Raw genomic sequence first — 9,627 nt, 5'->3', positions numbered from 1 at the left:
AGGACCACGTCGAAGGACTGGCCGGGCGAGGGCCGGACACCGCGCAGCCAGTCCAGCGGGTCGGCCTCGGCGGTGCGCACCCGGGGGTCTTCCAGGGACCGGTCGGAGAGCGCGGCGAGCCCCGGGTCGGTGCGGGCGAGCCGGGGGAGCGCCGGGTCCGGGTCGACCACCAGCACCGAGCGGACGCCGCTGTGCCGCAGCACCTCCCGGAGCGCGAGCCCGTCCCCGCCGCCGAGCAGCAGCACCCGTCCGTCCGGTCCGGCGGCCATGGCCGGATGGACGAGGGCCTCGTCGCCCCGGTAGGCGTCCGGTCCGCAGACCGCGAGCCGGCCGTCGACGTACAGCCGCAGCGGGCCCTCGGCCGGGCCGGTGAGCACGACCTCCTGGTCGCGGCTCTGGCTGACGGAGCGGATCTGCCCGCCGTACAGGGCCTGCCGGGCCGCCCGCTCGACCGCGCCGGACCACAGGGCGGCCGAGGCGAGCAGGGCGAGGACGAGTGCGCAGCCGCCCAGGAGCAGCCGCCGGGCCCGGGGGTCGGGTTCCTCGCGGAAGAGCCAGAGCACCAGGCCGCCCCCGGCGACGGCGTTGACCGCACCGGTGACCAGCGCGCCGCTGCCGGGGCCGAGGACGGGCAGGATGAGGAACGGGAAGGCGAGGCCGCCGATCAGCGCGCCCACGTAGTCGGCGGCGAAGAGGTCGGCGGCGGCGCGGCCGGCGTCCTCGCGGCGGATCCGCTGGATCAGGGTCATCAGCAGCGGGATCTCGGCGCCGATGAGGACGCCGATGAGGCAGGTCAGGCCGACCATCGCGGCCTGGTAGCGGCCGATCCAGGCCCAGCAGGAGTAGAGCGCCAGCACGGACAGGCCGCCGGTGAGGGCGAGGGCGCACTCGACCAGGGCGAAGGCGGTGGCGGGCCGGCGGGTGAAGCGTTTGGCGAGCAGCGAGCCGAGGCCCATCGCGAACACCATGACGGAGAGCACGACCGAGGTTTGGGTGACCGAGTCCCCGAGCAGATAGTCGCCGAGGGCCACGAGTTCCAGCTCGTAGACGAGTCCGCAGGCCGCGCAGACGAACGCGGCGAGCAGCACCACCAGCCGGGCGAGCTTGGGGCGGGCACGCAAGCGGGACCGACGGCGGGCGGGCAGGGAGGTCAGGCTCCGCCCGGGCCGGGGTGGGCTGCCTTCGTCGAGGTCGAGGCCCGGCTGTGCGGGGGGCGGACCGACCGGATGATTGATCACGAACAAACGCTAGGCGACGTTCGGGACGGACGGCTGCGCCCATTCGACGGACAGGGCGGTATCGCAGGTTGACGAATCGTTCCTTCGTGCGAATGAAGGCGCACGGTCGGGGCTATGGACGGCTCGGCGGGGTCGGTGTCGCTCATCGCGCGACCACCAGCGAGGAGCGGGTGCAGACCAGCCGGCCTTCCTGCGGATAGGCGTGCCAGGTGCGCCAGAGCAGGCGGTCCACCCCGCCCTGGGTGACCAGCGCGGTGAAGGCGCTGGGGTCGCCGGGGAAGACGCCGGCCAGGCCGCGCGGGTGGCCCTCGACCAGGGCGAGCAACTCCTGCGCGCGGGCGGCGAAGTCGTGCGGCGGGAGGGCCTCGATCCGGGCCGCGAACTCGTACTCCCAGCCGTCGACCTGCTTGGCCACCCGGGCCGGCAGCGGCGTCCGGCGGCCGGGCAGGCAGGCGACGGTCTCCAGGCAGTGGCCGGGTCCGGCGGCGATCACCACCTGGTGGGAGGCGCCCAGCAGGCGCAGCTGGAGGGTGCCGGACGGGCCGGGGTGGCCGGGGCCGTCGAGTCTCAGGTCGCGGACCGCGAGGGCGGGCAGCGGATCGCCGCCCAGGCACCAGGCCAGGTCACCCGCGCGGGTGTCCGTGTAGGAGGTCTGCAAAGTGGTGAGCATGCTCGGCTCCGCGTTTCAGCTCCGTGCGCGCCCTCCGAGCAGCAGCGAGTGGGCCCGGGTCAAGGCGGGGCTGTTCGTGGCTGTGCGGTCCAGGGCGCGGCCGACCGTGGAAGGAAGGATTCCGGCTGGAGATTCAGCAGCAGAGAAGCACGAATACGCCGGGTCCGTCGGTGATTTACCCAACTTTGTCAAGCATTCACCGTTTCGAGCACATCGGCTTAGCTGCTCTGATCGACCCGGTGTGCGACTGTGCACCGCGCGCGCCTTTCGCCCCGGCCCGCACGCCGTGTGCGCGGCTCGCACGCCGTTCGCACTACGCGTGCGCCCTCGTCCCGGATGCGCCGGGCGCATGGCACCGGCCCCGGGCGAAACCCTGCCGCGCAGGCACGAAGGATTGCCCGACAGGCAGCAAAGCCGCTGCCCGTCGGGAGAATTGACGAATCGTCAGGGCGTGCGAGAGGTCCGGTCGACGGGACGGAGCCGGGTCAGTCGGTCGACCGCCTCCTCCAGGACGTCCACCCGCTTGCAGAAGGTGAAGCGGACCAGCGGGCGGCCGGCTTCGGCGTCGTCGTAGAAGACGGCGTTGGGGATGGCCACGACCCCGCAGCGTTCGGGCAGGGTGCGGCAGAACTCGATGCCGTCCTGCTCGCCCAGCGGGGTGATGTCGGTGGTGACGAAGTAGGTGCCCCCGGGGCGGAAGACCCGGAATCCGGCCGCGGCGAGGCCGTCCGCGAGCAGGTCGCGCTTGTGCAGCAGATCGGCGCGGAAACCGTCGAAGTAGCTGTCGGGGAGGGCGAGGGCCTCGGCGACGGCGTACTGGAACGGTCCGGCGCTGACATAGGTGAGGTACTGCTTGGCGGTGCGGACGGCGGCGACCAGCTCGGGCGTGCCGGTCACCCAGCCGACCTTCCAGCCGGTGAAGGAGAAGGTCTTGCCGGCCGAGGAGATCGAGACGGTGCGCTCGCGCATGCCGGGCAGGGCGGCGATCGGGTGGTGGGCGCCCTCGAACACCAGGTGCTCGTAGACCTCGTCGGTGACCACCAGGAGATCGCGCTCGACGGCGAGTTCGGCGATGGCGGTGAGCTCGTCGGGGGAGAGGACCAGACCGGTCGGGTTGTGCGGCGAGTTGAGCAGCAGCAGCCGGGTACGGGGGGTGACCAGCGAGCGCAGCCGGTCCAGGTCGGGGTGGAAGTCGGGGGCACGCAGGGTGAGCGGGACCCGGGTCGCGCCGGCCATCGCGATGCAGGCGCTGTAGGAGTCGTAGAACGGTTCGAGGGCGATGACCTCGTCACCGGGCTCCAGCAGGGCGAGCAGGGCGGCGGCGATGGCCTCGGTGGCGCCGGCGGTGACCAGCACCTCGGTGTCCGGGTCGTAGTCGAGGCCGTAGCGGCGCCGCTGGTGCGCCGAGATCGCGGTCCGCAGCTCGGGGACGCCCGGGCCGGGCGGGTACTGGTTGCCGCGCCCCTCGCGCAGGGCCCGGACGGCGGCCTCGCGGACCTCCTCCGGGCCGTCGGTGTCGGGGAACCCCTGGCCGAGGTTGATCGAGCCGGTGGCGGTGGCCAGCGCGGACATCTCCGCGAAGATCGTCGTACCGAGCCCGTCCAGACGACGGTTCAGCAGCGGCCTCGCACCCATCACGGCTCCTCGCACCTCGGCGGCGGCCGGGCCAGTCCTGGGGCCCGGTCGGGCCCATCCTGGGGCCGGAGGGGCCCCGGGGACAAGGACGGCCCGCCACCGGGCGTCGGTGGCGGGCCGTGCACGGGGGTTCCCCGCGGGCTCAGTTCTCGTCGGCGCCGTCGGACGGCTTGTCCTCGCCGCCCTCGCCCTCGATCTCGTCCTGAAGGCCCAGGCGCTCGACGATCCACTGCTCGAAGCCGACCGCGGCCTGGGTCCAGTTGGCGGTGGTGGTGACGAAGTAGTCCAGGTTGACGCCGGTGCCGACGATCATCTGGGCCTCACCGATCAGCCGGACCACGCCGTCCTCGTGGGTGTGGGTGTAGACCTTGGGCCACAGGGTCTCCCGGTTCCACTCGTCGATCAGGTCGAGGATCTCGCCCTTCTTCTCCAGCGGGTACGCGCGGTCGTAGAACGCCCGGACCGCGAAGAGCTCCTTCTGCTCGCCGCGGAACATGTAGTAGACGCGGAAGCCCTCCCAGGGAGCGGTGAGGTCACCCTCCTCGTCGACCACGTGCTTGAGCTGCATCTGGTCGAGCAGCTGGCCCACCAGGGCCTGGTCCGGGACGATGATCGGCGGCGGGCCGGCCGGTCGGCCGCCCTGACCGCCGGGCTGACCGCCCTGCGGCGCGCCGAAGGACGGGATGGACGACGGGTCGATGCTCATGGGGTCCTCTTCCTCAGTGCACATGGTGGTCGGCAATGAGAGGCCGCCCTTCCGAGTCCATCCTGCCTCATCCGGGGCCCACCTCACAGAGGTGCCGGCAAGCCGGGGTGGCATGGCCGGATCACGGTGCGCCCCCGGGTGATCCGGGGGCGCGGCGGGCCCGGCAGGCCCGTCCCGGAGGTCATTTCTCCAGTGGTCCGCGGGCACGGACGGTGAGGCGGTCGCCGGTCTCGTCCCGCTCGACCAGCACCGTGTCGCCGTCGTGCACCTCGCCCGCCAGGATCGCCCGGGCCAGCTGGTCGCCGATCGCGGACTGCACCAGTCGGCGCAGCGGCCGGGCGCCGTACGCCGGGTCGTAGCCGGTGAGCGCCAGCCAGTCCCTGGCGGCGGGGGAGACCTCCAGGTCGAGCCGGCGGTCGCGGAGCCGGTCGGCGAGCCGGGCCACCTGGAGGTCGACGATCCGGGTCAGCTCGGCGGTGCCGAGCGGGTCGAAGACCACGATGTCGTCCAGCCGGTTGAGGAACTCCGGCTTGAAGGCGGCCCGCACCGACTCCAGGACGAGGTCCTTCTTCCGCTCGTCCGGGGTGGTCGGGTCCACCAGGAACTGGCTGCCCAGGTTGGAGGTGAGGATCAGGATCGCGTTGCGGAAGTCCACCGTGCGGCCCTGGCCGTCGGTGAGCCGGCCGTCGTCGAGCACCTGGAGCAGCACGTCGAAGACCTCGGGGTGGGCCTTCTCCACCTCGTCCAGCAACACCACGCTGTACGGGCGGCGGCGGACCGCCTCGGTGAGCTGGCCGCCCTCCTCGTAGCCGATGTACCCGGGCGGGGCGCCGACCAGGCGGGAGACGGAGTGCTTCTCGCCGTACTCGCTCATGTCGATGCGGACCATCGCCCGCTGGTCGTCGAAGAGGAAGTCGGCCAGGGCCTTGGCGAGTTCGGTCTTGCCGACGCCGGTGGGGCCGAGGAAGAGGAAGGAGCCGGTCGGGCGGTCCGGGTCGGCGATGCCGGAGCGGGTGCGCCGCACGGCGTCCGACACGGCCTGCACGGCCTCCGGCTGGCCGATCAGGCGTCGGCCCAACTCCTCCTCCATGCGCAGGAGTTTGGAGCTCTCGCCCTCCATCAGTCGGCCGGCCGGGATGCCCGTCCAGGACGCCACCACATCGGCCACGTCGTCCGGGCCGACCTCCTCCTTGACCATCGAGGCGGAGGTGTCCTCGCCGGCGGCGCGCTCCTGGGCGTCGGCGAGCTCCTTCTCGGCAGCCGGGATCTCGGCGTACATCAGCTTCGACGCGCGCTCGAAGTCGCCGTCCCGCTGGGCGCGTTCGAGCGCACCGTGCAGGTCGTCCAGCCGCTCCTTGAGCTCGCCGACCCGGTTCAGGCTCTTCTTCTCCTGCTCCCACCGGGCCGTGAGTACGCTCAACTGCTCGTTCTTGTCGGCGAGATCGCGGCGGAGCTTGGCCAGCCGGTCGACCGAGGCCGGGTCCGACTCCTTCTCCAGGGCCAGCTCCTCCATCCGCAACCGGTCGACGGCGCGCTGGAGTTCGTCGATCTCGACCGGCGAGGAGTCGATCTCCATCCGCAGCCGGGAGGCCGCCTCGTCGACCAGGTCGATCGCCTTGTCCGGCAGGAAGCGGGAGGTGATGTACCGGTGCGAGAGGGTGGCCGCGGCGACCAGCGCGGCGTCCGAGATCTGCACCTTGTGGTGCGCCTCGTAGCGGCCCTTGAGGCCGCGCAGGATGGCGATCGAGTCCTCGACGTTCGGCTCGCCGACCAGCACCTGCTGGAAGCGGCGCTCCAGGGCCGGGTCCTTCTCGATCCGCTCGCGGTACTCGTCCAGGGTGGTGGCGCCGACCATCCGCAGCTCGCCGCGGGCCAGCATCGGCTTGAGCATGTTGCCGGCGTCCATCGCGGAGTCGCCGCCGGCGCCCGCGCCGACCATGGTGTGCAGCTCGTCGATGAAGGTGACGACCTGGCCGTTGCTCTGCTTGATGTCGTTGAGGACGGCCTTCAGCCGCTCCTCGAACTCGCCGCGGTACTTGGCGCCGGCCACCATCGCGCTGAGGTCCAGGGCGACCAGCCGCTTGCCGCGCAGCGACTCCGGCACGTCGCCGGCCACGATGCGCTGGGCCAGGCCCTCGACCACGGCCGTCTTGCCGACGCCGGGCTCGCCGATCAGCACCGGGTTGTTCTTGGTCCGGCGGGAGAGCACCTGGACCACCCGGCGGATCTCCTGGTCCCGGCCGATCACCGGGTCGAGCTTGCCGTCCCGGGCGGCCTGGGTGAGGTCGGTGCCGTACTTCTCCAGCGCCTTGTAGGTGCCCTCGGGGTCCGGCGAGGTGACCCGGGCGCTGCCGCGGACGTCCTTGAACGCGGCCAGCAGCGCCTTGGCGGTGGCGCCCTGCCGTACCAGCTGCTCGGCGACCGCCCCGCCCTCGGCGGCCAGGCCGACCAGCAGGTGCTCGGTGGAGACGTACTGGTCGTCGAGGTCGTCGGCGCGCTTGCCGGCCTCGGTCAGCACGGCCATCGTGTCGCGGGCCAGTTGCGGCGCGGCGACGGTGGAGCCCGAGGCGCTGGGCAGTCCGGCCAGCTGCCGGCGGGCGTCGGCGTCGATCGCGGACACGTCCGCGCCGACCGCCTCCAGCAGCGGCCTGGCGATGCCCTCGGGCTGTTCCAGCAGGGCGATCAGGATGTGCACCGGCTTGACGTCCGGGTTGCCGGCCGCACCCGCCTGCCGGATCGCGGCGGACAGGGCATCCTGCGTCTTGGTGGTGAACTTGCTGGCGTCCACTGCTGGGGGGTCCTCCCTCGTCGAGCTGATGTCTGCTCTCTACAGCATGCACTAAGTTGAGTCTATTCCGCTCAACTTTTGCGTGAACGATCGGGGCGGGCCCGCAGAACGGGCCGCTCGCTCCGCGCGGCCGCCCCGGTGGCCGGCCGGGCCGCCGTCCTCGGCGGGAGGGTCCGGGCCTGGGCCATCCTCGCCTGGTGCGTGCCCGCCGTCCGCCGGGTCAGCGCCAGCAGGTCCCGGGCCGGCCCGGTCGGCCGCTGCCCGGACGGCCAGACCGCCCGCAGCGGCCGCCGCAGGTCCAGCTCCTCCGCCAGCCGCACCGCCACCAGCCGCCGGGTCGCCAGCTCCTCCACCACCGCCAGCTCGCTCAGGCAGACCGGCCCGGCGCCGGTCATCGCCGCCGCCTTGAGCGCCGTCGACGAGGCCAGCTCCAGCCGCGGCGGCGCGGCGCCGCCGTACGGGGCCAGCGCCATCTCCAGCACCTCCCTGGTCCCCGAGCCCGGCTCGCGCAGCACCAGCGGGGTCGCCGAGAGCTCCGCCCCGGACAGCGGCGAACGCCGCCGCGCCCACGGATGGTCCGGCGCCACCACGACCACCAGCCGGTCCGCCGCCACCACCGCGCCCGCCAGGCCGGCCGGCGGCAGCGGCCCCTCGACGAAGCCCAGGTCGGCGTCCCCGGACAGCACGTGCCCGGCCACGTCCGCCGAGTTGGCGGTGCGCAGCGTCACGGCCGTCCCCGGGTTGGTCGCGTGCAGCGCCAGCAGCCAGCCCGGCATCAGGTACTCGGCGACGGTCAGGCTGGCCACCACGGTCAGCCGGGCGTCCCGGCGCTCGCGCAGCGCGTCGATCCCGGCGTCCAGCGCCTGCGCCGCCTCCACCACCTGCCGGGCCCACTCGACCACCAGCCGGCCCGCCTCGGTGGGCCGGGAGCCGCGCGGGGAGCGCTCCAGCAGCGGGACGCCGATCTGCCGCTCCATGCCTTTGATCCGGGCGCTGGCGGTCGGCTGGCTCACCCCGATCTCGGCGGCCGCCCGGCCGACACTGCCGAGCCGGGCCACCGCGAGCAGCAGCTCCAGGGCACCGATTTCGGGGACGCGCGGGGAGAGGGGCATAGATTCAGGCTATGCCCTCATAGAGCGGGCGGCGCTACCGGCGGCCGCCGTCCCGGGGGACGGTTGATGGCATGGTCACCCTGCTCAGCGCCGCTCCCCCCTTGTCCGCCCGGGCCCGTCTCTCCGCGCGGGCCCGCCGCCTCGACCTCTCCCAGCTCACCCCGAACTGGTACGCGGTGGTCATGGGGACCGCGATCGTGGCGAACGGCGCGGCCGCCCTCCCGGTCCGGTGGCCCGGCCTGCTGGGGTTCGCCGAGGTGGTGTGGGCGCTCGGACTGGCCGCTCTGCTGCTGCTCGGCACCGCCCGCGCGGTCCATCTCACCCGGCACCGCGAGGCCGCCAGGGAGCACCTGCTGGAGAACCCGGCCACCGCCGTCTTCTACGGCTGTCCGCCGATGGCGCTGCTCTCGGTCGGCCTCGGCACCCTGACCGTCGGCTCCCGGGTCATCGGCACCGGCCCGGCCGTCGCGATCGACCTGGTGCTGTGGACGGCGGGCACGGTGTACGCGCTGGCCGTCGCGGTCGGCATCCCCTATCTGATGATCACCCGGCACAAGGTCTCCCCGCTCGGGGCCAACCCGACCTGGCTGCTGCCCGTGGTCGCCCCGCTGGTCGCCTCCGCCGCCGGCCCGGCGCTCGTCCCGCACCTGCCCGCCGGCGGCGCCCGGGAGACCCTGCTGTACGGCTGCGCGACGCTGTTCGGGATCGGCCTGCTGGCCACCCTGGCCCTGCTGCCGGTGGTGCTCACCGGCGTGGTGCACAGCAAGCTGTCCGCCCTGGCGCTCACCCCGACCCTGTTCCTGGTGCTCGGCCCGCTCGGCCAGTCCACCACCGCCGTCCACCAGCTCGCCGACGCCGCCGGCCCGGTCCTCCCCCGGCTCGCCCCGGTCGCGCTCCCGCTCGCCGAGCTGTACGGCGTGGCCGTGCTCGGCGTCGCGATGCTGTGGCTGCTGCTCGCCCTCGCCGCCAATCTGCGTGCCCGGCGGGCCGGGATGGGGTTCGGGATGACCTGGTGGGCGTTCACCTTCCCGATCGGCACCTGCGTCACCGGGGCGGCCGCGCTGGCCCGGCACACCGGCTTCGCCGGGTTCACCGGGCTCGCCGTCGGCCTGTTCGCGCTGCTGCTGGTGGGCTGGGCGCTCGCGGCCGGCGGCACGGCCGCCGCGCTGGCCGGCGGACGGCTGCTGGCCCGCTGAGGCCCGCCGGGACCGGCGCCGGCCGCCCCCGCGTCCGGTTTTCCGGACTCCGCGCGTCCGCCACCGACCGGACGGACGGTCGGAAAACTTCCGCCGTACCGCACTGACCTGGGCTTTCGCAGGAATCGGCAGCGGCGCGCGGCGGTCCGGGTCGGTCCGGTGCTGCAGGTTTCTGCAATTGCGAGAACATGCAGCAGGGCGGCACTTGTTCACCGGCCGTCACGCTGTGAGGGTGGAGTCACGCCAGGTCGTCCGGGCAACCGCAGCCCGATGACGGTGACT

7 protein-coding genes are annotated in these 9,627 nt (G+C 73.5%); 1 reads left to right on the top strand and 6 read right to left on the bottom strand.

Annotated elements, in window-relative coordinates; all coding sequences use genetic code 11:
* From VR45_RS07245 to VR45_RS07220, 6 genes are all read right to left on the bottom strand, one after another.
* Positions 1-1,121, bottom strand: a 1,121-nt coding sequence (locus tag VR45_RS07245) for a spermidine synthase (protein ID WP_052708900.1), incomplete at its 3' end; no start/stop codon positions are given.
* 259 nt (positions 1,122-1,380) lie between these two features.
* Positions 1,381-1,908: a DUF2617 family protein gene (locus tag VR45_RS07240; protein ID WP_045938838.1), complete on the bottom strand. Its 528-nt coding sequence runs from the start codon at positions 1,906-1,908 to the stop codon at positions 1,381-1,383.
* 444 nt (positions 1,909-2,352) lie between these two features.
* Positions 2,353-3,543 carry a pyridoxal phosphate-dependent aminotransferase gene (locus VR45_RS07235; RefSeq protein ID WP_045938837.1) on the bottom strand — a complete coding sequence of 397 codons (1,191 nt, stop codon included), beginning with the start codon at positions 3,541-3,543 and terminating at the stop codon, positions 2,353-2,355.
* A gap of 142 nt (positions 3,544-3,685) precedes the next feature.
* A complete protein-coding gene (locus VR45_RS07230) occupies positions 3,686-4,249 on the bottom strand; it encodes a YbjN domain-containing protein (protein WP_030392501.1) in 564 nt (187 codons plus the stop codon).
* A 181-nt stretch (positions 4,250-4,430) separates the two neighbouring features.
* On the bottom strand, positions 4,431-7,037 hold the full coding sequence (gene clpB, locus VR45_RS07225) for an ATP-dependent chaperone ClpB (RefSeq protein WP_045938836.1): 2,607 nt from the start codon (positions 7,035-7,037) through the stop codon (positions 4,431-4,433).
* A gap of 71 nt (positions 7,038-7,108) precedes the next feature.
* Positions 7,109-8,149, bottom strand: a complete 1,041-nt coding sequence (locus VR45_RS07220) for a LysR family transcriptional regulator (protein WP_078896298.1) — start codon at positions 8,147-8,149, stop codon at positions 7,109-7,111.
* 71 nt (positions 8,150-8,220) lie between these two features.
* Between VR45_RS07220 and VR45_RS07215 the strand changes: the two genes are divergently transcribed.
* A complete protein-coding gene (locus VR45_RS07215) occupies positions 8,221-9,345 on the top strand; it encodes a TDT family transporter (protein ID WP_045938835.1) in 1,125 nt (374 codons plus the stop codon).
* The last annotated feature ends 282 nt before the right edge of the window (positions 9,346-9,627 follow it).

Origin of the sequence: Streptomyces sp. NRRL S-495 (assembly GCF_000966955.1) — a bacterium.
In the GTDB taxonomy this organism is placed as follows: domain Bacteria; phylum Actinomycetota; class Actinomycetes; order Streptomycetales; family Streptomycetaceae; genus Kitasatospora; species Kitasatospora purpeofusca.
The sequence above is the reverse complement of the archived record's forward strand: the minus strand, read 5'-3'. Positions and strand labels throughout refer to the sequence as shown.